The organism is Roseobacter sp. OBYS 0001 (assembly GCF_019654895.1).
GTDB lineage: Bacteria > Pseudomonadota > Alphaproteobacteria > Rhodobacterales > Rhodobacteraceae > Roseobacter > Roseobacter litoralis.
This window is the reverse complement of sequence record NZ_BPES01000002.1, coordinates 50,772-73,130: the sequence shown is the minus strand read 5'-3', so window position 1 is coordinate 73,130 and position 22,359 is coordinate 50,772. Positions and strand designations below refer to the sequence as shown.

21 protein-coding genes are annotated in these 22,359 nt (G+C 56.0%); 12 read left to right on the top strand and 9 right to left on the bottom strand.

All coding sequences use genetic code 11. From position 1 onward, the window contains the following. The first annotated feature begins 3 nt into the window (after positions 1 to 3). Together K5Q35_RS05815 and K5Q35_RS05810 are read left to right on the top strand one after the other, a co-directional pair. The gene (locus tag K5Q35_RS05815; RefSeq protein ID WP_220798832.1) at positions 4 to 2,283 is read left to right on the top strand and encodes a hypothetical protein; all 2,280 of its coding nucleotides are present in this window, start codon (positions 4 to 6) and stop codon (positions 2,281 to 2,283) included. Beyond that, entirely contained in the window at positions 2,280 to 2,987 is a 708-nt protein-coding gene (locus K5Q35_RS05810; protein ID WP_220798831.1) for a hypothetical protein, read from the top strand. Before K5Q35_RS05815 ends, K5Q35_RS05810 begins: the two co-directional genes overlap by 4 nt. On the opposite strand, the gene K5Q35_RS05805 is transcribed toward K5Q35_RS05810, so the two are convergent. Both K5Q35_RS05805 and K5Q35_RS05800 read right to left on the bottom strand, forming a co-directional pair. Further along, entirely contained in the window at positions 2,984 to 4,156 is a 1,173-nt protein-coding gene (locus tag K5Q35_RS05805) for a site-specific DNA-methyltransferase (RefSeq protein WP_220798830.1), read from the bottom strand. The genes K5Q35_RS05810 and K5Q35_RS05805 overlap by 4 nt on opposite strands. 269 nt (positions 4,157 to 4,425) lie before the next feature. Beyond that, positions 4,426 to 4,794, bottom strand: a complete 369-nt coding sequence (locus tag K5Q35_RS05800; RefSeq protein WP_220798829.1) for a hypothetical protein — start codon at positions 4,792 to 4,794, stop codon at positions 4,426 to 4,428. 98 nt (positions 4,795 to 4,892) lie between these two features. On the opposite strand from K5Q35_RS05800, the gene K5Q35_RS05795 reads away from it, so the two are divergent. After that, positions 4,893 to 5,465, top strand: a complete 573-nt coding sequence (locus tag K5Q35_RS05795; RefSeq protein ID WP_220798828.1) for a ubiquinol cytochrome C oxidoreductase — start codon at positions 4,893 to 4,895, stop codon at positions 5,463 to 5,465. A 938-nt stretch (positions 5,466 to 6,403) separates the two neighbouring features. Here the strand turns inward: K5Q35_RS05795 and K5Q35_RS05790 are convergent. Beyond that, complete coding sequence (locus K5Q35_RS05790) at positions 6,404 to 6,529, bottom strand: DUF4956 domain-containing protein (protein ID WP_220798827.1); 126 nt, start codon at positions 6,527 to 6,529, stop codon at positions 6,404 to 6,406. Between the two features lie 449 nt (positions 6,530 to 6,978). Next, positions 6,979 to 7,488: a hypothetical protein gene (locus K5Q35_RS05785; protein WP_220798826.1), complete on the bottom strand. Its 510-nt coding sequence runs from the start codon at positions 7,486 to 7,488 to the stop codon at positions 6,979 to 6,981. A gap of 124 nt (positions 7,489 to 7,612) precedes the next feature. Between K5Q35_RS05785 and K5Q35_RS05780 the strand changes: the two genes are divergently transcribed. From K5Q35_RS05780 to K5Q35_RS05740, 9 genes are all read left to right on the top strand, one after another. Continuing rightward, positions 7,613 to 8,677, top strand: a complete 1,065-nt coding sequence (locus K5Q35_RS05780) for a hypothetical protein (RefSeq protein WP_220798825.1) — start codon at positions 7,613 to 7,615, stop codon at positions 8,675 to 8,677. Beyond that, positions 8,674 to 10,197, top strand: coding sequence for an ABC transporter ATP-binding protein (locus tag K5Q35_RS05775; protein WP_220798824.1), 1,524 nt, complete (start codon positions 8,674 to 8,676; stop codon positions 10,195 to 10,197). The genes K5Q35_RS05780 and K5Q35_RS05775 overlap by 4 nt, the downstream gene beginning before the upstream one ends. A gap of 1 nt (position 10,198) precedes the next feature. Continuing rightward, positions 10,199 to 11,776 (top strand): HAMP domain-containing sensor histidine kinase, encoded by a 1,578-nt coding sequence (locus K5Q35_RS05770; protein WP_220798823.1) that lies wholly within the window; start codon positions 10,199 to 10,201, stop codon positions 11,774 to 11,776. Between the two features lie 74 nt (positions 11,777 to 11,850). After that, positions 11,851 to 12,522 carry a response regulator transcription factor gene (locus K5Q35_RS05765; protein ID WP_013963801.1) on the top strand — a complete coding sequence of 224 codons (672 nt, stop codon included), beginning with the start codon at positions 11,851 to 11,853 and terminating at the stop codon, positions 12,520 to 12,522. 314 nt (positions 12,523 to 12,836) lie between these two features. After that, positions 12,837 to 12,998: a hypothetical protein gene (locus K5Q35_RS05760; RefSeq protein WP_158308172.1), complete on the top strand. Its 162-nt coding sequence runs from the start codon at positions 12,837 to 12,839 to the stop codon at positions 12,996 to 12,998. A 1,093-nt stretch (positions 12,999 to 14,091) separates the two neighbouring features. Continuing rightward, on the top strand, positions 14,092 to 14,433 hold the full coding sequence (locus K5Q35_RS05755; protein ID WP_220798822.1) for an SH3-like domain-containing protein: 342 nt from the start codon (positions 14,092 to 14,094) through the stop codon (positions 14,431 to 14,433). After that, complete coding sequence (locus K5Q35_RS05750; RefSeq protein WP_220798821.1) at positions 14,430 to 14,732, top strand: SH3-like domain-containing protein; 303 nt, start codon at positions 14,430 to 14,432, stop codon at positions 14,730 to 14,732. The genes K5Q35_RS05755 and K5Q35_RS05750 overlap by 4 nt, the downstream gene beginning before the upstream one ends. Further along, the gene (locus tag K5Q35_RS05745) at positions 14,722 to 15,345 is read left to right on the top strand and encodes a nitrile hydratase subunit alpha (protein ID WP_220798820.1); all 624 of its coding nucleotides are present in this window, start codon (positions 14,722 to 14,724) and stop codon (positions 15,343 to 15,345) included. The genes K5Q35_RS05750 and K5Q35_RS05745 overlap by 11 nt, the downstream gene beginning before the upstream one ends. Then, the gene (locus K5Q35_RS05740) at positions 15,342 to 16,532 is read left to right on the top strand and encodes an amidase (protein ID WP_220798819.1); all 1,191 of its coding nucleotides are present in this window, start codon (positions 15,342 to 15,344) and stop codon (positions 16,530 to 16,532) included. The genes K5Q35_RS05745 and K5Q35_RS05740 overlap by 4 nt, the downstream gene beginning before the upstream one ends. Here K5Q35_RS05740 and K5Q35_RS05735 read toward each other — a convergent pair. From K5Q35_RS05735 to K5Q35_RS05715, 5 genes are read right to left on the bottom strand one after another with little or no spacing between them, the layout of a single operon-like run. Further along, complete coding sequence (locus tag K5Q35_RS05735) at positions 16,521 to 16,994, bottom strand: RidA family protein (RefSeq protein WP_220798818.1); 474 nt, start codon at positions 16,992 to 16,994, stop codon at positions 16,521 to 16,523. The genes K5Q35_RS05740 and K5Q35_RS05735 overlap by 12 nt on opposite strands. Further along, on the bottom strand, positions 16,991 to 18,796 hold the full coding sequence (gene atzF / locus K5Q35_RS05730; protein ID WP_220798817.1) for an allophanate hydrolase: 1,806 nt from the start codon (positions 18,794 to 18,796) through the stop codon (positions 16,991 to 16,993). Before atzF ends, K5Q35_RS05735 begins: the two co-directional genes overlap by 4 nt. Beyond that, a complete protein-coding gene (locus tag K5Q35_RS05725) occupies positions 18,756 to 20,444 on the bottom strand; it encodes an ABC transporter ATP-binding protein (protein ID WP_220798816.1) in 1,689 nt (562 codons plus the stop codon). The genes atzF and K5Q35_RS05725 overlap by 41 nt, the downstream gene beginning before the upstream one ends. 4 nt (positions 20,445 to 20,448) lie before the next feature. After that, on the bottom strand, positions 20,449 to 21,327 hold the full coding sequence (locus K5Q35_RS05720) for an ABC transporter permease (RefSeq protein WP_220798815.1): 879 nt from the start codon (positions 21,325 to 21,327) through the stop codon (positions 20,449 to 20,451). Beyond that, entirely contained in the window at positions 21,324 to 22,358 is a 1,035-nt protein-coding gene (locus K5Q35_RS05715) for an ABC transporter permease (protein ID WP_220798814.1), read from the bottom strand. The genes K5Q35_RS05720 and K5Q35_RS05715 overlap by 4 nt, the downstream gene beginning before the upstream one ends. Position 22,359: the final 1 nt, after the last annotated feature.

Here is a 22,359-nt window from a genome sequence, read left to right as displayed (position 1 = left end):
GGTATGCAAATGGTCGACTTTACTCCCGATCTGAAAATTCAAGTGCATGAACAGGGTGCGGTGGGCATAATTTGTGCCGCATTCAGATCGCATGAATCTGGTCAGCCGGAATGGTTGAAAAACGCTTCCGACGTTTATCGTCGGCTGGACCTTCCAAAAGACGAGAGCATTATTCTATTTTTGTTCCGAAACGGTACGCCAACGCGACCGAGTGTCGTTGGGTGCATAGACTTTGGCGGAATGACGACCGCAGACATAGAAACGAAGTTTCGAATTTGGGCAGATCCCGATGCTTCACTTGCAGACGATGGAACGGCAACTGAAGGCGGCCACGGGAATGGCGGAAAATGCTACATGACGCAACTTTTCACCAGTCATTCTCTAACTCACACCGTCAAAGATGGGCGCGGCAATCGATATGGCTTTGTCGGCGGCAACCCACAATCTGGATACTTTCCAAATAACAAAGAGGGTCGAGGATATGTAGTATCGAACACTCGGCGTGAGTTAGAAAACGTACTTCAAGAGTTTGACCTTTCGATTTCCGCACTGCCAAATGATGCACTGGAAGCTTTAAAGAGAAGCGATGGTTTTACCGCTGTTATGGGTTTCGGTGCAAAAGGTTACGAACATCGAAAAGTTCCAGCAAAGCAATGGTTGGAAAACTTGCAGGGTCACCAGCAAGCGAAAGCGGCAATCGAACAAAACCGTGTGTTTGTGTTTTCGAGCGGTAAAGCACTGAATAACGGCTCCGAACTGTCATTGCCAAAAATTGAACCTTTGGATGCGGCTCCTCTACCTCACGAAATTGCTGTGCCGAAACAGTTGCCCAATCCGGATGAGAATGGCGAAATGCTTGATACTGGAAGTGTAGAGGGATCCAAGCTCGTACTCCGCACCTCAAAGAAGCAAATGACCCATAGCCTGAAAAGTCGTCATACCATCCATGGCAGTACTCTCGCCGGCCGAACTACTGGCTATTGGGAAGTACGTGAACTCAGCAGGGCAGCTTATAGCTATCATATTTACGGTGAGCTCATTCTCGATTCACTAGATGAGTATCGGCAAAATGATCGTAAACACCATTCCTCGTCGCCGTTAATCGCAGCAATCCAGACATGGCTTTCTGAACAGATAGATGAGTATTCCTCGGATTTTGTAAAAATCGACCGATTGCAAGCCACGGAAGAAGAAAAGGATGAGCTGCGAAGACTAAATGAAATGCTCGATCATTGGAAAAACGAATACCTGCAAAACGAGTTTGGGTTAGGCGGACAAGGTGGTGAACAGTCAGGCCCAAAGCCAAAACCAAATCCGCTTCCATCTGGTACGCCAGCTCGCGTCGAGATTAGCTTGACTCACCATCGAGCAGGGCAGGGTGTATCTTTGAAGCCGGGTTACCAGTTTTTCGACATGAACGAAAACCGAATCAAGCCCGTTCCGTTCGAGTGGGATTCTAGCGATCATGCTGTTGCTACATTCGACGAGAACTTGAATATTTTGAACACGCATGCTCCCGGCACAATATTTTTAAGTTTAAAATGCAAGGGGCTTCCAATCAGGTCAAACGAGCTTCAACTTGAGGTGCTGGACATCGCGGAAATACACCTTTCTCCACTCGAAGTCGTGGTAGGTGTTGGACGACGGAAAAGCATAGATGCAAGAGTCAGCACCCAAGACGGAAGAGTTCTTGAGGGAGTAAATCTTATTTGGGCGGAAGGCGATTCAAACAAAATTGAAGTTAGTGCAAGCGGATCAGTTTTTGGACTGGCGCTTGGTGAATCATCGGTATCAGCTGGCGATGACCAATGCATTGCAGAGCATGAAGCTGTCGTTCAAGTGGTAGAAAACGAAGACTTAGGTGAAGACAGTGGCGGTGGTGGCTTCCCTCAGATTTTACTTTCGGAAATTCAACCTGACCCTGGTTCTGGGGAAATACCCCAGTTCAGCGCTTCGGAACCACCAGTTCACCAAAGGCCAATAGATTTTGAGCGTAATATCTGGTGGATTAATATGGCTAGCCCATTAGCCAGACGACACCTCGATGCTGCCCGCGGCGGAGGGTCGAATAGCGCAGAATGGAGAGCTTATATGATCGAAAGGTACATTGAGACTCTAGTCAAGATTATGCTGACTATAGATTTTGAGCATGGAGAAGAGCTTACCTTTGAAACTATGCTCCGACGTTGGGATGAAGAGGCTGCAGCTTGGCAACAACGTGTTTCTGAGAGCTTGTCAAAATTCCTTGATGGAATAGACATCTCCGAAGAGATTGCGGCATGACCGCAGCATTGACTGTACCTGAGAAAATTTTGATTGCGGCATTGGAGCTGCGTCAAGAACGCAAGTCATTTTCTGCAGAAGATTTAGTCGTATGCGCTTGGCGACTTTATCCAGATACGTTTGGCTTGAGCGGATACACGGATAAATATCCAGATTCAAATAGGGTTTTTACCCAAATCATGGGAACCAAAGGTCTGCGAGGAAAAGGCTGGCTCAGAAAAATTGGAGAGAAACGCTATTCTCTTTCGGGGAAAGGTCTTTCCGATGGTGAGCTTATTTTGGAACGCGCGGGAACCTCCGCTCAGCAAACAAGTTCCGTCTCCCAACGGGACTTAAAAAGAGAAGTGTTCAATCGTTTGGATAGACTGCTTGCGACAAATGCCGCGCGCAAAGGCCTCGAAGGAGATCAAAATATTTCGTTCACTGAAGCGAGTGCTTTTTGGGATGTAAGCGCGCGTAGCAACGCAAACACCCTGACTCATAAGTTTGCTGACCTTGAAAACGCTCTCAAACAAGCCAAGGAGGCAGTAGAGAAAAGTGGCGACGCTGGAGAAATGACAGTGGGACGTATCAGACTGACTGACAGCGACTTGGACAAACTTATTGGCCTGCATGCCGCGTTGATTGAAAAGTTCGACGATGAACTAGAAATAATCCGCTCTCGCACAGATGAGCGGTTACGTAGATACCGAAAACCGAGTTAGGGGAACGGGAGCTGATCCTGCGATGAACTATTTTCAGCCAAAGTTTCTTCATCGATTTCTTCGTCAGTAGCGCCGAATGCTTCTGCGTTTTCAGCTTCTGATATCAGTATTTGACTGTGGGTATCGATAATTGCTTCTGGATCAAACCGACCTATTGAGTTCGCCGCATACGACCAATCCGCTTCGATGGACAACCATTTCCTATTGAGTCTTTCCGCTACCGCGCCAGTAGTGTTGCTACCCGCGAATGGATCCAATACGAGATCACCTTCGTCAGTTAAAAAATTGACGAAAAATTCCACCAGAGTTTTTGGCATCCTCGCTGGATGAACTTTTTCACCACGTTCAACGCAGAACTTATGGTATCCATCGCTGGACAAAGTATTCGCAGCTTTTAGAAGATTTGTTGTTTGCTCTAAGTATTCCGCAAATTTCTTTGGTGTGATGGAGGCGTCCATTGATGGGAATGCCTCAGTTCCTCCAACGTTGGGAGGAATAGCGCCACTGTTATTCGTTTTAAAACTGTCTTTGCCAATGTTGTGTTCGGACGGTCGGGAACCAGCATTGTATTTGCCCGTCTCAATAAGTCGTTTCATACTGGGACTGTATTCTCGAAGGACTTTTCGATTATCCGCTTTGGGCCTTGTGGTCGGCGACATCCACCAAACGCGAGTAAAGGCGTCTTTTACTCTAACTCGTTCCTTGTTCACCCATTCTATTGGTGATGGCAGCCGAGCTGGATTATACCAAATAAATTCTTGGCAAAGATGGAGATCGCCTGCTTCTAGGAAACTCAAAAACGACTTTATGACATCTGTAGACATTACGGGCTCACCGGGCATCCAAGCGTTGCCGATTTCTATTACAATTGAACCGTCGTCTGTCAGCATATCGCGAAGGGGAGCGGCATAGCTCGCAAACCACTCGATGTACTCCTCACCTTGTAAGTTTCCATAGCTCTTTTTGTGATTGAGCGGGAAGGGAGGCGAAGTAAACGCAAGCTGAACTGTCCCCGACAATGGCTGCAGCGTTTTACTTTCCAACGCAGATCTTGAGTCTGCTAGGTACAGCCCTCCAAGCTCCGTTGTATAAACACCAGAGGGTTCGGGTCCATCTGCTTCAAAAGTTTCTGAAATAGCGATGTTATGTGTTTTGTTCCAAATGCCCAAGTTGTGCATCCTCCGTATGGCCGCACGATATATAGGGCTGCCCATAGCGTAAACCACGATCTGTAGATTATCCACAGATCTTTCGGTGGTTGGTTCTAGGTTCTGTTCTACGTAATACCAATCAATGTAGAGCCAGTCTTGCCCAATCGGGTAATCTGGTATTCCGGAGTTGGACTCAATTACATGTGAGATCCTTGTAACGTGGCTAGCACATCGCAATTTTTTGAATGAAAACAATACGGTTAGTCGCTAGTCCTAGTGACTTTTAATCAGTGGGTCGCAGGTTCGAACCCTGCACGGCTCACCACTGAATTACATGTGTCGAATGACAGTAAGTAGTGAACTTCGACACAGTCTTTGAAATTATCGACACTCACATATGAAATTTTGCCGTTTTTGGCCCGTTTGACGGTCAAGCAGCCAGCTTGGTACGAAAAAAAGAACCAGAAGGTTATGCTTTGCAGGATATTCATCTGCAGCGAAAAACACCAAGGGCGAGAAGCGGAAATTCGCTGCAGCTGTGCAGATAAAGTATCGGCTTGGCAAAAGCGGCCGCTCAAGGAACCAATCACCAAGGTGCTATCGCTGCGGTCTGAATCAATGCGCAGAAAGCGGACTTTGCAAAGTTTCGATTGCATCGAAAAACGCGCTGTCGCAGAGCCTCGAAATTGCTTAAGCTCAGCATTGTTCTGTTTGTTTAATGCCGTAGTCTTAGGTCAGACTTGTTAGTGATAAAATGAAGAAAACGAGCGTCAAACTATACTACGTTACTGCCGGTTGGATGCTTCTTACAGTTTTGGTCGGCGGGTACTTTTTATTGTCCGCCACAACGCCGACAGCCGACGTTAAGGCCAAGTACAATCCAAATCTAAAGAGTGCGTATGTCGGCGATTTAGAGCCAGGTGGGCTGTCCGTGTTTATCATCAACGGAAAACCAATTGTTGTTTGGCGACGCAGTAATGAGGAGATGGCTAGAGCATTAACTCAGTTAAACCCTGAACTTACCTTCGATCAGGTGCTGAGAGGGTTAGAGGATGGGACGCTCGCCAAAGCGGTTGGCCTTGATGAATTCACCTTTTTGGAATGGCTAGTTGTCAGCCGGGTTGATGTGGGAGGGATAGGGTGCATTGTCACCATAAAAGCTGGAGACTTTGGCGGATTCTTGGACCCTTGCCGCAAAAGCCATTTTGATTTGTGGGGACGCGCAGTAAAGGGATTGAGCGACCAAAATCTGAAGATTGTGCCATCACGATTTGATGAAGAGCTTCAGTCCATGCTGCTGGATGTCACGGATATGCCTGAGCCCTGATACAGTAGTAAGAGTCGCGAGACTTACACGGTGCATTGAGTTCACGTTTTCCCGCTTACCCATCATCGGGCGTTCAAATCCGAGGTCTGCTATGGGCTGGGAGCGGTCATCTGATGAGGCGTTGACTTGCGGAAAAATCGCCCATCAAACAGAATTTGCCTGCTGCGTTGCTGCAAGGCGGCTTCGAGACCAATGTGTGAATTGAACGATTGTACTGCCCGCGCTTGCTGAACCAAATAAGCTGCATCTGCATAGATATGCGTATAGTGATGTAACCGGAAAACCCGTCGTGCGCGCGCTCCTCTCTTTGTCGACAAGCGTTGCGCGGAATAACGCATCTGGAAGACCAGTCTCAGGGGCTGGCAAAGGGCCGTGCCGTGCAAGCCCCGGTGACAGCTGTCGATGAAAGCTAGGGCTTCGGGGCACATCGAACATGTCCCGGAACTGCGCGAACACAGCCGGCAGTCAATCTGCAGGGGCGATATACTTGCTGTCCCGTCTTTCCTGCATGGCGGACTTGGCGTTCAGGCTTTCAAGCGAGATCGTGTCTAAAATCGTGAGGGTATTTGTGATATCGAAGGTCATATGACAGTCTTTTTGCGGGCCGGCTCATTTGTGATAGCCGACGCTGATCTGCGCCATATTGGCGATGAAATTGAAGGCGACGATTTGATAGTTCATGAATTCGAGGCCCAAGCGCTCTGAAAGGTTGCGGTGCATCTTGTTGGGGTTAGACGGAGCATCGGCCAACCTTGTCGAGGGTGGTGTTCATACTATCGACATACTTGAGAATGCGCGGGTGATCGACAATCTATCCCGCCAGTAACACCGACACGACCACGGTGATTACGAACGGCAAAGTCGTTCGCTGGATTGAACAGTTCACGGCAATGGTGAGGGAACCGAAGAAATAGCTGACCTCGATCTTGGTGATTTGCTCAGAGAGCAGGGTAAAAGAGTGCCAGGATCGCACAGGGGCCAAAGCCTGTCGCCAACGAGAACTCTACCGGGCCGAGGATTGTGAGAACGCCGAAGGCAAAGATGTTGAACAGCGCTGCTGTCATCACCAATTACTTGTCGCGGTAGCGTTGATACAAAAGTCCGAAAATGAGGCAGGTCATCGCAGTGCTGTTGAGGGTAAAGCGTGCGATGATGCCGCTTGCAATAAGACGTTCCAGCATAGTCCCAACCGTTCTGTTCATGCCATCGGGATGGTCGGCGTTCTTTGCAAAACTGGCGGCACTCTGTGGAGTGGTTCTGCATCTGTGATGAAATGCGTGTCACGGTTTTATGCGCAATGTAGACAGCGGTGGCTTGGTCAGTGGTGAGAGTGTTGCTCTGAGCAGCGCGACGACGCATGGCATTCCCTTTGGATCCGCTTTCGTGTTCATCTGGCGTTCATTTAGTATTAGAGCGCGCTTCATGTGCCGGTGCGACCCTCATCCGCTTGAGACCACGGGAGCAGACCAGTGGTGCGGCATATGTTTGGGAATCGGATTAGATGCTGGACAGTTTATTGGCACCGAGATGCATGGTGAAAAATCTCATGGCGCAGCTGGGCGCATGGATTGGTGGCGCCTGTGCGGTTCTCGTAATCTGTGCCTTTTTGACACCCGCCCTCGCGCAATCCGCCAGCTTTCGCACCGTAGACACCAATTCGGACCGGGTGCTGAGCCGTGACGAACTTATCAGTGCGTTTGGGGTCCGTGGTGCCGAGCAGCTCCTTGCGCAGTCCGATCGCAATGGTGACGGCAAGCTGACAATCTTCGAGTTGCGACAGGGGAGCAGAAGTAGGGGAGATACAGGCGACACCGGCAGGAACGATCGGGACGATGGGGACGAAAACGACGACGATGATGGGGACCGTGATGACAACAGCAGCGACCGGGATGGAGGCGGTGACGGCGATGGAGGCGGCGATGGCGATGGAGGCGGTGACGGCGATGGAGGCGGCGATGGCGATGGAGGCGGCGATGGCGATGGAGGCGGCGATGGGGATGGTGACGATGACTGATTTGCCCACCAATCGCCCCGTTCATCTCCCGTTCACCAGATTTAAGAGCAATGGTTCATCGGACTGCCGGAAAGCTTTCAGCACCAGACGTCAGACAGGAGGCATAACACATGCTTCACAACGGAGACGACCAATGACCCAAATGAAATCACTTTCCCCCGCCCTGTGCACAAACGCAAAATGGGCCTTTACCACCCGCCGCGTCACCCGCACCGATGTGCGCGGCCTGTCCACGAACTTTGCCACGGCCAAAGCCGGTGATCTGATCCTTTGCGAAATCGCAGAGCTCGGACAGCATAAGAAAATTCAGCTTGCCGAGCGCCGCGTGTCAGTCAGCTATCCGGGCGATCTTGTGGTTCTGTGTCTGGGTGATCGCTACGCGCCGGATCAGTTCCTGGCGTCTGCCACCATCGACGACGATCTGATCGACCTTGTCGCCGGTGGTGGTGTCGCAGGACGCGTTGATGTCGCGCATATCCAGATGGATGAGCCAACCCGTCTGAAGCCACTGGGCCTTTTGACCGATGCGCGGGGTCAGGTGATGAACATCGCTTCATATGCCTTGCCCTCTTCAGCCCCGAACAATGATGTAACGGTCATCGGTGTCTTTGGCGCCTCGATGAACTCGGGCAAGACGACGGCAGCATCCAGCCTTGCGCATGGGCTCATGAAATCGGGCTACACCGTGGCCGGGGTCAAAGCGACCGGTACGGGCGCTTTTGGTGATTTCAACAGCTTTGAGGACGGCGGCGCTCCCGCGCTTGATTTCACGGATGTCGGCATGCCCACCACCTACCGGATGCCGATGCACAGGATTGAAAAGGGGTTCGATACGCTGATCGCTACTGCTGCGGCACGCGGTGCTGAGGTTGTGGTGGTCGAGATCGCGGATGGGGTGTTTCAGCAGGAAACCCGCGCCATCCTCAAATCGTCCAGAATTCGCGTCCGGCTGGACGGGATCCTCTTTGCGGCGCCCGATGCGCTCAGCGCTCTGGGGGGCGAAACGGTCCTGAACAAGATGAACCTTGGCGCATTCGCAATCAGCGGCATGGTCAGCTGTTCACCGCTCGCCGCTTCTGAGGCCGCAGCGGTCACAGGCCTGCCGATCCTGACCCGCGAGGACCTCTGGTCCCCTGACACGATTGCGTCGCACGTCGCCCCCCTCATGCGCGGTGCGCCGCAGACTGTGGCCGCATGACACTTCTTCCCCCAGTAGCCACAAGGGATCGCGTCTTTGACGCGGTCCTCGTCGTGTCATGCGGGATCGTGCAGGCCGCAGCGCTTGCCGTTGCCGCCTTTGCCACCCGCGATGCCTTTGCAGCACTGCACGGTGGTGTCCCGCTCGCATCCACAACGATGCTGGAGCTGGCGCTGGCCGGTGCGCTGACAGCGCTGTGCCTGTTCATCTCCGGGTGCCGCGCCGAACGGCTTGGGCAAAGCTACGCCATTGACCTGCGCCGCACGCTTTACGCCAAGATCGCGCAGATGCCCAAAGCGCGGCACGAGGAACGCCGTGTCGGTGCCCTGTCATTGCGGTTTGTAGGTGATCTTTCTGCCGCGCGGCTATGGTTCGGGCGTGGGCTTCCCGAAGTATTGTCGGCCTGCGTGGTGCTGCCGGGTGCTGTCGGTATCCTTTATGCGCTGAGCCCGGTTCTGGCGACACGCGGTCTGGTGCCGCTTGCAATCGCGCTGGTGGTGATGGCTATTGCCGCGTGGCATCTTGAACGACGCCACCGCCGTTTGCGTCAACGCCGTGCCGGGATCGCAATTTCCATGATCGAACGCATTGCCATTGCGCCGGAACTGGACGTGATGGGACGCACCGGCACCGAACTGCGCCGTCTGGACGCGCAAGGCGCACGACTGCGCGATGATGCCGTTGCCAGACGTGGCCGCACGGTCGGGCTGCAATCGCTCTTGCAAGCCGGCACGGCGGCGTCCGGTCTGACGATGCTGTGGTCGGCCAGCATGGCGGGGATTGCCCCCGCGACAGTTGCCGCCAGCCTTTCGGTTCTGGCGCTGGTCGCCCTGCCGCTGCAACATCTGGGCGCAGCCTGGGATCAATATTGCGCCTGGCGCGTGGCGCGGGGAAAAGCGCAAAATCTGCTGCGGGAACCGGCGGTGCGCAGATATTTAAAGACCTCAAAGGCAGCGGTTTCGGTAAAGGCAGTTGGACGTCTGGGCGATACGCCGGTCGTTTTCGAGGTTGCGGGCGGAGAGACGTCTCATCTCACAGGTTCCACCAGCCGTCACCTCGCGCGTGCCATTGCAGGGCTGGATACGTTCGATACCCTTGACTTGCGCTTCGACGGTAAAGTGCTACGGCCTTGTGTGGCTTACATCGGTGACGATCACGTCGGATTGCAGGGCAGTCTGCGCCGCTCAGTCACATTGATGAACCGAAAACGACCCACGGACAAGCGTATCGCAGAGGTCCTGAGGGGCTTTGGGCTTGGGGGGCTTCTCGCCTCGGGCGGGTTGGATCAGCGCCTGTCGGAAAATGGAAACGGGCTTAGTGCAGCGCAGACGCTCCGGCTTGATCTGGCACGCGCGGTTCTGGGCAAGGCCGACGTGATTGTGATCGCATCGCTGCGCTGGTCTGTCGAGCCAGATGCACGTGCGTTGCAAGAGGTTCTGCAGGAATATAGTTCTGCAACGCTGGTGTTAGCAGAACCTTCAGATACATCGTCTATGACGTCGACCCCAAAGGTAATCTGACATGCGTTCCACCACCCTTTTTGGCATTTATGCGGTCGTTGTCATCGGCCTGATCGGTGGACTGGCCGGGCTGACCCTGTACAACCTCGAAAAATCGCGGTGGTGGGATGCGCGCACGCAATTGGCGCAGGAATCCTATGGGCTCCACCTGAAGCTGGAAACGAAACTATACCGTCTGTTCAAGCAACATAGCGGGTCTCTGCTGCTCGGGCGCAGTGAGGGAGGCGCTGCGGAACGCGAACTGCGCGCCAGGATTGATCAGACACTGTTGGACATTCGCCGGACGATCGAGCGCGAGATCGAGATGGTTGGTGAAGAGGAGCTCGAGGAGCTTGAACTGCTCGCTGAGATAGAAGCCGACATTCGTTCCCTGAATGCCACGGTTGCGGCCATGACGAGCACCAAAGATCCGCTGGAATCCTTTGTGCAGGCAGAGCGCCTTGCCGCGCTCATGGACGGTGGTATTGATGTGGAACTGGACCGCAAGATTGCCGCCGCACTTGAAGAGGAAATTGAAGAAACCGAAGAAGTTCTGGCCGATGCTGTCGCATTTCGAGCGCGAAATGAAAAGCTGGTCTATGTGTTGGTGGCACTGGCGGTAGGAACGTTGATCGTTGCTTTGTTCTCCTTCAACGGACAAATCCGGCAACCTATCGTCCGCCTGCGTATCGAAATCGATCGGTTGCGCGGGGCGGACTACTCGAAACCCGTGGTGCTCGGCGGCAGCCTTGAGTTCCGTGAACTCGGTACGGTCCTGCAGGACATGGGTGAAGGACTTGCCGTGCGAGAGGCGACCCGCGCGGAGCAGAAGAAAAAGCTGGAAGAAACGGTCCATGACCGCACTGCAGAATTGCAGCAGCTGATCAACAAGCTTGAAATGGGTGAAGAAAACCGCAAGCAACTGATGGCCGACATCAGTCACGAGCTGCGCACCCCGCTGGCGATCATTCTGGGCGAGGCCGATGTGACCCTACGCACCCAGCACAAGTTGAGTTTGGAAGTATCGGACGCGCTGGCCCGCATTCGCGACTCCGCCAAACACACAAACCAAATTGTTGATGATTTGCTGACCGTCGCCCGCCTTGAGGCAGGACAACTCAGACTTGATCGTAAGAAGGTGAACCTGCTCAAGATCGTACAGGACGCGGTGTCTATGTTCCCAGAGACGGTGTTGGTGGAAAGCTCTGGCGCCAGAATTATCGGGAGCGTTGATGAGGTCAGGCTGCGCCAATCCGTGCTGGCGTTGTTGCACAATGCCAAGCGTTATGGCGGCCCATCGATATCCGTATCACTGCGCCAGAGCGCGACAACTAACATAATTGCGGTCGAAGACGACGGGTCGGGTCTAAGCCCGGATGAGAAATCCAGAGCCTTTGAACGGTTCTTCCGCGGATCAAACGCGTCTGGGCAGGGGATTGAGGGCAGCGGCCTCGGCTTGCCGGTGGTGAAATCCATTGTGCTTGCCCACGGCGGTACAGTTGAATTGGAAGATCCGGACGGAGGTGGCCTGCGCGTTATTATGAAGATCCCAAAAGAGCCGCCTCAACGGCCAGTGCCAACCGATGTTGCGCCCGGTTGAACGCGGATTCTCTTGGGAGCATAATTGCGGTTGGGTGCTTGGGCGACCGCGCGATGTGATGAAGGAGATGGTCGATGAACATTCTATTGATTGAAGACGAGGCGCGCGTTGCTGACTTTGTTCGCCGTGGTCTGGCAGCGGAAGGATGGTCGGTCGATCATGCCGCCAACGGAGAAGATGGTCTGGAGCTTGCCGCCCAGAACAACTACGACGTCGTGTTGCTGGACCTGATGTTACCGGGCATTCAGGGACAGGGTGTCTGCCGTAAATTGCGTGCTCGCAAATCCAAGACACCAATCATGATGCTGACGGCGCTTGATGGGTCCGAAGAAAAAGTCGAGGGCCTGAAAATTGGCGCGGATGATTACTTGCCCAAACCTTTTGATTTTGACGAACTGGTCGCACGTATCGAGGCGTTGCACCGCCGTGCCACTGGCTATACCGCCGACGTGAGTGACACGATTATCACCAACGGCGCCATTACGTTTGACCGTGCTTCCCTTGAGGTCAATGTGGAGAAAAAGCCGATTGAGCTCACAAAGAAAGAGCGCGATCTCTTACAGCTACTCCTGACAAGCAATGGGCGGGTTTTATCCAGAGAGCGCATTCTGAACACGGTCTGGGGCCTGAATGCAGACCCTTTGACCAATGTGGTGGATGTGTATGTAGGTCGGCTGCGCCGAAAGCTCGGTCAGGAAGGTCAGCGCATCGTGACACTGCGCAATGTGGGATACCGAATGGCATAGAGTTTGAAGCCAACAGGTACATGTTTGACCACGATCCTAGGGAAAAATATCAATGGATCGCTGCAGCACGATCGGCACGTTTCCCATGGCCAAACCACCCGAACACTCAGTCCAAATGCGCAAGTGTGATATCGTCCACCACCCGTTTCCTCTATCAGGCCCGAGAACCGCCTTCCCAATTCGGCGCGTTGCGCAGAGACCATCATTCTGCGTGCCATTGGCCCATGATAGTTGCCTTATGAAGGCGTGTTGGCGGCAAGGATGACCTGATGGGCGTCAAACACGAAACTGCTAAAGGTCACGTTTGAATTTCCATGGGCAATCCGGATCCGGCGCATGGTCTGTACCATGTATTTGGCACAGACCAGATCATCGTCGTACTGGCGGGTCAGCGTCCCTTTCTTGGGTTAGACCTGCAGATTACGTCCCTCCCGCTGCGACCTGCGTTTGATCAGGACTGGCGCAGGTTCGGATAGATCTGCAATCTTTTCTCTTCGGGGGTGCGCCGCTCTACCCATCGGATCTGTCGGGACCGAGTGTTCGCTTGCAGACCAAATCGCCAGTGCGCCCCCGTCGTGATGGCGCAGGCCGGTCGCAATGAAAGAGTAACTAGAGCGTCTGACGAAATACCTGAAACATCAAGTATCACGTAACGCGTTGAAATCTTTGATTTCAGGCAGCGTTACGTGATTCAGGTTTTTCGCATGACGCTTTAATTGTTCCACTCCGCGGAGAGATTGGGCGACCGCTATTGCGACGTTAACTGCAATGCGACGTCAGTCATGCCGCAGACGTACAGGTCCTCTGCGACAGCCAAAGCCGCAACTGGAAAAGTCGGGTTTGTCCCGCAGAACGCTCTTCGACCAACCCCTGATTTTGCGCTTGCAGTGAACGGTAGAAAAGCGGTCTGCCACCGCAGCAATTGAAGACCACGAACAAGGTCTGGAAAGGGCCGTCCATGTTTGGGCGGATACATTAATGCCGCGGACAAGCTGCGATTGATCTAATGACTGCGCAGATCCCAGACTATCAAGCGCTGCAGTATATGCCGATGGTCGGAATATGACCAAAGTCGCCTTTCAAAGTGTCAGTCCAGCATGACCAGTAACAGGTTGGAAACATGTCCATCAATTTTGGGAGGTTCATCGCCGTTCGTGTGCCTTATCTGTGCGCGTGATCTCGCCTTCTGGAGCGCTTTGGCGGTTGATGTGGTTATCTTGAATTCAAACGCGTCAAACCTCGAACGGCATTGGGCCCTACCCACGCCGCAGAGAGATGTAGTGATTGATACCGCTTTGCAATTTTGAACGTCCCTGTCAGTTGAGAATTGGTTTAGGGCGGGGACGCTTGCTTCTCTTGCTGATCAGTCTTCAGCGGGCGTCGTCACTGTTCAAAACGTCTACAACGAATGCAGTTAAGTCCGGCAACAGTAACTTGGTTCGCCTCATTTTCAGGGTGACGGCGTCACCTTTTCCAATGACCGGTTCGATTTTCGCACCGCTAGTCTGAAAAAATAGCATTTGTTCGCATCATGGCGCTGCACCACGATAATCAAGGAGGCAAATACGCATGAGCGATGAAAAAGGACCCCGAGGTTACCATGATGTCGGTGGCGATACGGCTGGCGAGATTCCTAAAGTCGAACTGCCGTGGCTCCATTGGGAAAAACAGGTTGAGGCGATCCGCGGTCTCCTGGGGGACGGCACGCGGCGTATCGTATCGCTCGATGAGGTGCGGCGGGGCTTTGAGAGCTTCGGCGTTGAGAAGTACAACCAATTTTCGTTTTATCGGCGCCGGCTTGAGGCCATGAACGACATCCTTCTTGAGAAAGGCATCATCACGCAGGCGGAACTGGACGCTGCTGTTGCAGCAGGACGCGACCGCTGGCAGGAAAAGGCTGGACGCGAATGACACGGTTTTGTGCAGGCGATCGTGTGCAGGTACTGGCGCTTGGAAAGGCTGGGCATGTGCGCATTCCTCATTACATCCGTCGCAAGGCTGGTGAAATTGTGGGCTATTGTGGCACCTATCTTAATCCCGAGGATCTGGCCGTAGGCAATACTGGTGGCAAAGCGGTAGATCTGTACCGTGTGGCGTTCGCCCAGACCACGCTCTGGCCCAATGACGTCCATGCCCCGCAAGACCGGCTCATTATTGAGATTTACGATCATTGGCTTGCGCCAGCGCAGGAGAGTTCACATGCCCCATGATCACCCTCACGAAGAGCACGAGGCCTTGGTCATCGAAGACCAGTCCGGTAATATTGAGGCCCAGATCATCGTGGACGCATTACAGGATGTGTTGATCAGCAAAGCACTGCTGACCGCCCATGAAGTGACCGCAGCGATTGCAAAACTCGAGAGCCCAGGCATCCATCTGGGGGCTAAGGTCGTCGCCAAAGCCTGGACCGATCCCGCATACAAGCGGCGTTTGCTGGATGATGGACGCGCCGCGATGCAGGAATTGGGCATTCCCGTCACAGAGGCCAGCATCATCGTGGTCGAAAACACACCGTCCCTGCACAACTTGATCACGTGCACCTTATGTTCCTGCTATCCGCGTTCTATTCTGGGGCAACCACCATCGTGGTACATCTCCAAAGCGTACCGGGCCAGGTCGGTCCGCGAACCCCGGCAGGTGCTGAAAGAGTTCGGGCTGGACTTGCCGATGGAGGTTCAACTGGATGTTCATGACAGCAATGCAGACATGCGGTATCTGGTCTTGCCCGCCGCCCCGGCTGGTGTCGAAAGGTTCGACCTTACGCAACTCGAGGCCATGATATCGCGCGACCATTTGATCGGCGTGGCGCGAGAGGTCGAATGACAAGCGCGCTTTACGCTTGGGAGCCATATATACACGCCTTCGTGGAACTCTCCGACGTGCCCGTCGCCAAGCCCTCCATCAGGCCCGGCCCATTAGCTGGTCTGACTGTGGGGGTTAAAGACATCATCGACGTCGCGGGGCTGCCGACAAGAAACGGAAGTGCGGTCTGCGCAGATGCAATGCCTGCAGAACATGACGCGGTGGTTGTTGAGCGCCTGCGCGCGGCGGGCGCACAGATTGTCGGAAAGACCACCACAACGGAATTTGCGTTTACTGACCCCACACAGTGCCGCAACCCACATGATCTGTCACGCTCGCCCGGTGGCTCCAGCAGCGGGTCGGGGGCTGCGGTTGGAGCTGGGGTTGTAGACATTGCGCTTGGAACACAGACCGCCGGGTCGTTGATTCGCCCCGCTGCCTATTGTGGGGCGGTGGGATTTAAGCCAAGTGCAGGGCTGTTTCCGATGGGTGGAGTGACACCCTTGGCGCGCAGCTTTGATACGGTAGGCATCATTGCGCGCGACGTCAGCTTGGGGCAACGCGTGGCCCGTGTGCTCGCCCCGGCCGCCACAATGGGAGCGCTCAACGCCCCGAAGGTCGCATGCGGGCTTTGGGATACGAAAGCCGAGGTTTCGCCCGATTGGTTGCAAGCCTTGGACGACGCGCGAGGCGCGCTTGGTACCCTGTCGGGCGTAACGGAAATTGTCCTTCCCGCTGATGTGGGCAGCGTGGTCAGCGCCCACCGTTGCGTGATGTGCGCCGAAGCATTCGCAGCGCATCACGCCTTGTTGGACGACAATGCCCAGATGCTCAAACCAAATTTTCGAGCGGGACTGGAGGCTGGTCGCGATCTGGACAAGACCACCCTCGCCGAGGCGCGAACCCTCTTGACTGGCGCGCGCACTGCGTTCTGGGATGCGATGCGGGGCACTGACTTGATCCTGACTTTACCCGTCCCCGATGGCGCACCGCTGATCGACGGAACCACCGGTTTTCAGGACTGGCTGACGCCATGGACGGTGTTCGGCGGGCCGCTGGTGTGCCTGCCCTGGGGCATCGACACGCTGTTGCGGCCCCGTTCGGTGATGCTGGCCGCGCATCCCGGTCAGGACCTCTTTTTACTAGAGATGGCGGCCCGCCTGGAACACCACGCGCCCAGACTTTCAGCGCCCCGTTTACCGCGTTAACCTGACGATTGCATCGACCTCGACCATGGCATTGCCGGGCAAGCCGGACACGCCGACGGCGGTACGGGCATGCCAGCCGTCCTCGCCGAACAGGGCGATGAAAAGCTCGGTTGCGCCATTGATGACAGCCGGGCTTTGGCCAAAGCCAGAGGTGCAGTTGACGAAGCCGCCAAGGCGCAGGACCGCATCGACACGGTCCAGATCACCGTCACAGGCCTCGCGCAGCCGATATAGTAGGTTCAGGGCGCAAATTTGCGCGGCCTTGCGTGCTGTCTTGATGCCCTCGGGCGTATCTTGCGCAGGTCCGGTATGGGTGACAGCGCCATCCCATTCACAGATCTGGCCCGATAGATAGACGATGGCCCCGTCGCGGCGAAATGGCAGGAACTGCCCGCGCGGGGTCCAAGCCGGGGGCAATTCAAGACCCAACTTGGCGAGGCGCTCTTCCGCGCGCGAGGTCATGCCAACTCGCTTTGCTGTTCAATAAACACACGCCAGTCGCCCAGACTTGTGATGTCCAAGGCACCGTCCAATCCCGCTGTTTCGCACAAGAAACCTTTCACCGATGTTCCGTCAGCCAGATCAATGGTGCCGATGCCTAGCGGCGCGGGGATGCCCGCCATGAACGCCCCAAAAGCTGTCGCTGGCAGGCTCCATACTTCGAGCGCGATTGATCCCGCATGTAATCCCGCGGCCTTAATCAATCCGGGGCGCGCCGGTGGTCCGCCGGCAAGGGCGTAGAACTCATAATTGGGCGTTGTCCTGGCTGAGCGCAGCAAGCGCCCCCCCAAATCGGTCAGTTGCCAGTTCAGCGGCAGTCCGGTCATATGCGCGCCGCACACGGCGATCTCGATCGTATCCGGCGTGGCGGGAGGCAAAGGCGCAGGCGTGGGAACGGCGTGGCCGGTCGCCCCCATGTTGCGCGGGCAGTCGTGTTCAAACCCGCGTGCGACACTGGCGACCAGCGCATCCTGACCTGCGGCCGCCAGCAACGTGACACTGCCCGGTCTTCCATCGCTGCGCGGAGCCGTTGGCACAGCAAGGCCACACATATCCAAAAGGTTCACGAAATTCGTATAGGTGCCATTGTTGGAATTGGGCGTGACCGGGTCGGCCTCTAGGTCGGCCACGGAATAGAAAGTCGGCACCGTCGGTACGCATAGCAGATCAAGCTTGTCCAGCACTGGTTCTGCAGCACGTTTCAGTTCGGCCAAGCGGTAGATGCCGGTGAACGCGTCAGCGGCAGACATGCTTTCTGCATGGGTGATGATCTGGCGGGTCACTGGATGCACCGCGTCGGGGTCGCTCGCCAGCAGGTCGGCGATCACGGTATAGCGCTCGGCGACCCAGGCCCCTTCGTACAGCATCCGCGCAATGGCGTAGAGCGGCTCGAAATCAATTTCTTCGCATACGGCGCCCCAAGCCTTCAGCGCGGCCACGTCCCGCTCGAACGCGGCCTGCTGAACCGTGTCGCCAAAGAACTCGATAGAGCCTGCATCCGGGATGCCAACCCGCAAAGGCTGCGGCGGTTCGGTCAAATCCTCATGGACAAGCGGTTTGGAATAGGCGTCTTTTCCGTCGAAACCGCGCGCCACGGCAAAGGCCGCGTAAGCGTCGTCCACCGTCATCGCAAAGATCGACACCGTGTCCAGCGTGCGGCAGGCGGGCACAACCCCGCTTGCTGACAGCGCACCCAAAGTCGGTTTCAGCCCGACAATATTGTTCAAGGCGGCAGGCACCCGGCCAGAGCCCGCGGTGTCAGTGCCCAGCGAAAACGACACGATACCGTGCCCGACGATCACGCCAGAGCCGCCGGATGATCCACCCGGAACGATCTCCGGATCGACCGCATTCAGCGGCGCACCATAGGGCGTGCGGACACCGACAAGGCCGGTCGCGAACTGATCAAGGTTGGTTTTGCCGATCATCAAGGCCCCCGCCGCACGGAGCTTCGCTATCACAAAGGCATCCTGATCGGGCGTGTAGGCATAGGCGGGGCAGCCGGCGGTGGTCTCAATTCCGGCGACGTCGATATTGTCTTTGGCAGCAAAGGGAATGCCCCAAAGTGGCACCAACGGGTCATATGGACCAAGCGCGTTTGCCTCAGCCACAAGGTCGTTGCGATCACGAAGATGGATAAAGATGCCTGGGTCGCTCACGGCGTCTAGCCGGCTGAATATCTCGTCGATGACATCCGCCGGGCGCGTGCCCGAGGCGTAGGCCTCACGAAGCGCGTTGATCGTGAAGGGCAGAGTGCTGAGCATCGGATGTCTCCAATTGGTCTAGGGTTGCAGCGCGTTTCGGCGGTTTGGGCGCGGCGGCAATAAGGGATTTGGTGTAGGGGCTCTGTGGCTGTGACATGACCTGCGCAGCGGGACCTTCTTCAACGATTTCTCCGTCTTTCATGACAATGACATGATCGCAGAGCAGCCTCACCACATGCAGGTCGTGGCTGACAAACAGATAGCTGAGGCCGAGCTTGGCGCGCAGATCGACCAGCAAGTTCAATACAACCGCTTGGATCGAGACATCAAGAGCGGCAGTGGGTTCATCAAGGATCAAAAACTTCGGGTCCAACGCCACGGCCCGCGCGATTCCAACCCGCGCCTTCTGGCCTCCCGACAGCTGATGCGGAAAGCGATCCAGCAGCGATAGCGGCAGGCCGACCAGCCCTGCCAGCTCTTCGATCCGCTCGCTCAGTGCAGCACCGCGCATCTTGCCCAAACGCTGCAACGGCTCGGCAATCGCCTGGCGCGCGCTATGTCGCGGATTCAGGCTATCTGTGGCGTCCTGAAATACCATCTGGATTTCGGCGCGCCTTGGGTCTTTGGCAAAGCCGCGTGCGGGCGTTTGGGCGATATCATTGCCGTCAAAGATGATCTGGCCAGACGTGGCGTCCATCAGCCGCACCAGCATCTCGGAGGTTGTGGACTTGCCACAACCGCTTTCGCCCACAAGCCCAACGCATTGGCTCTTGTTCACTGTGAAAGAAATCCCTTTGACCGCATGCACAGGCCCGGACTTGCCCGCATAGGTTTTGACCAGATCGCGAACCTCAACCAACGGCTGGTCGGAGATCACAATGCGCGGCTCTGGCGCGCGGGCCTCGGCGGGCAGCAGGTCCCGCACGGAGGCACCGGCGCGCGGGGTCGCATCGACCAGCTTTCGGCTATAGGGGTGCTGGGGCTGGCTGAAAATCTGCTCGGGATCGCCCTGCTCGATGATCTGCCCGTCTTTCATCACGATCAACCGGTCGCAATATTGCGCGGCAAGACCCAGATCATGGGTGATCAGGATGCTGCTCATGTCGCGTTCGCGGATCAGGTCACGCACAAGATCCATCACCGCCTTTTGGGTTGTGATATCAAGGCCCGTCGTCGGCTCATCCGCGATCAGCAGGCGCGGATTGCAGGCAAGCGCAATGGCGCAAACGATGCGTTGGCACATCCCGCCTGACAGCTCGAAAGGATAGGCTTCATAACGCGCGGCGGCGTCGTTGATCTTGACCGCCTCCATGGCGGCAATCGCCTTGTCGCGCGCATCATAGCGGGTGGCGCGGGCATGTTGGCGCAGCACGTCCTCGATCTGATGACCCACTTTTCGGATAGGGTTCAACGCCGCACGCGGATTTTGGAAGATCATCGAGATTTCGCGGCCCCGGATGTCGCGCATGTCGTGTTCGCTCGCACGCCGCAGGTCGATACCGGAGTATGTGGCCTCCCCCGCTTTGATCGTGCCACCCGCATCCAGAATGCGCATCAGCGCGTAGGACGTGACCGATTTGCCCGACCCGCTTTCGCCGACAATGCCCAGAATCTCGCCCTTGGCCACGTCAAAACTTACGCCACGCACCGCGTCAACGGCACCGCGTCTTGTATGGAACATGACGCTCAGGTCTTTGACACTCAGCATCCAGTCACGTCCTTTTGCGCGGGTCGACAATGTCGCGCAGCCCGTCGCCCAACAGGTTGAAGGTGAAGACCGCGAACATGAGCCAAAGGCCCGGGAAAACCGCCAACCACCACTCACCAGAGACGATGAAGTTCGCACCTTCGGCCACCATGATACCCCATTCCGGCGTGGGCGGGCTGACTCCGAGACCAATGAAAGACAGGCCCGCGGCATTCAGGATCGCCCAGCCGAGGTTGAGCGACACCTGCACCATCATGGGCGGCAGCGCGTTGGGAAAAATTTGCGTGGCCAGCACCCGGATGTCGGAACTGCCCGTCAGCTTGGCCGCGCGTACAAAGCCCGCGTCGCGGCGAATGTTGACCTCAGCGCGTACGAGGCGCGCATAGAAGGGCATGTTGATGATGGCCGTCGCGTAGATGATGTTTTCGACCGTGTTGCCCAAGGCGGCCACAATGCCCATGGCCAGCACGAACAGCGGGAAGGCCATGATCGTGTCGAGAAAGCGGTTGAGGATGATATCGGGCCAGCCGCCCCAATAGCCCGCGATGCAGCCCATGACAGATCCCACCACAAAGGAGATCGCAACGGCAGCCACAGAGATTGTCAGATCCAGCCGCGTCGCCACGATGACCCGGCTGAACACGTCGCGCCCAACCTGGTCTGTGCCAAACCAATGCGCGGATGATGGCGGTTGCAAAGCGTTGCTGGCATTTGTGGCCAGCGGGTCATATGGCACCAATGCAGGGCCGATGATCGCCGACAGGATGAGGAAGGCGAACATGCCAAAAGCGATCAGTGTGACCGGGTTAGCGCGCAAAACGTAGACCACATGATCCAGTGTGCTTTGCTTGCGCGGCAGGTCGGTGGGGGCGAAATCGCTCATTGTGCGTCAAACCCGATGCGAGGGTCGATCGCCGTGTAAAGCAGGTCGATCACGAGGTTCAACACCACGAACAGCAACGCCATGGCCAGCACAAAGCCCTGCACGGCGGCATAGTCGGAGACCACCAGCGCCTCGACCGCATAGGATCCGATGCCGGGCCAGGCGAAGACCTTTTCCACCAGCACATTGGCCCCCAGCGCGAAGGAAAAGACCATGCCAAGCGTCGTGACCACCGGCAAAAGCGCGTTGCGAAAGGCGTAGCGGTAGAGCACCGCGCGGTTGGACAGCCCTGCCGCCTTGGCGGTACGAATGAAATCCGATGACAGCGCGGTCAGCATCGCGGCGCGGGTCATGCGGGCGATGGGTGCCAGCGTGAACAACGCCAAAGTCGCGGCGGGCAGCACCAATTGCTTGGCCGCGCCGCGCCACGTCTCCCAATCGCCCATTAGGGCGGCATCGATCAGGTAGAAACCTGTAACATGATCGGGGGACAGGTAGATAAAATCCAGCCGTCCCAATGGTGAGGGGGCAATGCCAAGTAGATAATAGAATATATAAATCAGCAGGATGCCGGTAAAGAATGTTGGCAGGGACACACCTGCCGTAACGAGCACACGGCAGAGGTGATCCACCCAGGTGCCGGGCCGGGTCGCGGCCAAAACGCCAAGCGGAACCGCGATGACCACAGCGAGGATCAAGGCCGTCAAAGTCAGCTCCAACGAGGCGGGCAAGCGGTTCGCCAGATCAGTCGCGACGGCCCGCCCGCTGGACAACGATTGCCCCAGATCGCCCCGCAACAAATCTCCGACGTAGTGGAGAAACTGAACGGGCAAGGGTTTATCAAGGCCCATTGCCACGCGCGTTTCCTCGATCGAAGCCTCATCGGCCGCGACCCCTGCGAAATAGACCGCAGGGTCCCCGGGTAGCGCCCGGGTCAACAGGAAGCTGATCACCACGACACCGATGACCACCGGAATGGCCTGCGCCACGCGCAACAAGATTGCGCGCAGCCGGGGGGAGCAGGCCAACATG